Raw genomic sequence first — 1,235 nt, 5'->3', positions numbered from 1 at the left:
GCCGAATAATGAAACAAGCTGAGGCAAGGCTTGACGGAGCAACGCCGATACTCTATTCTGACCAAGGTTGGCAATATCAAATGGCAAGTTATCAGTCGATTTTGAAGCAAAGCGGCATCGTACAAAGTATGTCGAGAAAGGGAAATTGTTTGGATAACAGTGCAATGGAAAGTTTCTTCGGGCGTTTAAAAACGGAATGTTACTTTGGTAAACGGTTTGAGACCTTTGAGCAACTGGAACAAGCTATTCACGAATATATTCATTATTACAATCGTGAGCGTATTCAAGTAAGATTAAAAGGACTAAGCCCTGTGGAATACAGAACTCAGTCCTTGAACTAAATTAGTCTAACTTTTTGGGGTCAGATCACTAAATAGCGATAACGATATAAACGCCAGTCTATATCATCATTACCTCTGTCTGCAACAATGGTCTCACTGTCAGGTAACAATACCTCAAGCTCAGGCGCAGCTTTACTGTCGTGAACTTCCCCCCCCCTCAGAACAAAATCAATAGGATTTCTACAACTATCTACCGCTAAATGAATTTTTGTGCTATTACCTGCCACACTTTTACCAATCGCTTGCAGATTTTGACCGCTTGCGCCTGTTGAATGCTGGTGAGCCTTGATGACACTGCGATTAATAAAAATCCATTCAGAATCAATATGTTGTCTAAATGATTTTAGCACTTCTTGCCAAACACCCTTTTTAGATCAAAGATTGAACCGACGCTAAATCGTGTTCCACCAGCCAAATTCAGCAGGTAAATCACGCCAAGGGCATCCCGTACGAATGCGATATAAAATCCCTTCCACTGTATTACGATGTTCAGGTTTATTATAAACACGTCCTGTACGGTCAAGTAAATAAGCTAGGCGTTTCCAAAGATTATCTGTTAAAATAGTTCTAAGCGACATAGTTTGTATGGGATGGTTAGGTTTTGGCGAACTAAATTATACCAAATTTCTATGTCGTTTGTTTTTTGTACTTAAAAGATCAATACGCCCTACTATGCCAACAAAAATATCGGCATAGTAGACAAAATGGCCACTAAAAAATGGCTTAAAGCCTTACATTACGCGCTTTAAGCCACTTTTTTTGAATTATGAACCAAAAAAATGTCATTTTTGCCACAGTAGCGACATTCGCAAACATGGTATAAGAAATAATATTCAACGCTATAAATGTAATGCCTGTGATAAAACATTTACCCTTAAAAAGAAATTAAATCCA

At 38.4% G+C, this 1,235-nt stretch carries 2 protein-coding genes and 1 pseudogene; 2 read left to right on the top strand and 1 reads right to left on the bottom strand.

Going from position 1 to position 1,235, the window contains the following annotated elements; genetic code table 11:
* Positions 1-341 (top strand): IS3 family transposase (locus B0183_RS11505; RefSeq protein ID WP_165688523.1); only part of this gene is annotated, 341 nt, incomplete at its 5' end.
* 26 nt (positions 342-367) lie between these two features.
* Here the strand turns inward: B0183_RS11505 and B0183_RS11500 are convergent.
* Positions 368-919, bottom strand: a pseudogene (locus tag B0183_RS11500) (IS5 family transposase); the annotation flags it as partial.
* A gap of 181 nt (positions 920-1,100) precedes the next feature.
* Here B0183_RS11500 and B0183_RS13230 point away from each other — a divergent pair.
* Positions 1,101-1,235 (top strand): IS1/IS1595 family N-terminal zinc-binding domain-containing protein (locus B0183_RS13230; RefSeq protein WP_459543475.1); only part of this gene is annotated, 135 nt, incomplete at its 3' end.

The organism is Glaesserella parasuis (assembly GCF_002015085.1).
In the GTDB taxonomy this organism is placed as follows: Bacteria; Pseudomonadota; Gammaproteobacteria; order Enterobacterales; family Pasteurellaceae; genus Glaesserella; species Glaesserella parasuis.
Note: the sequence above shows the minus strand (reverse complement) of the source record. Positions and strands in the feature narration are given on the sequence as shown.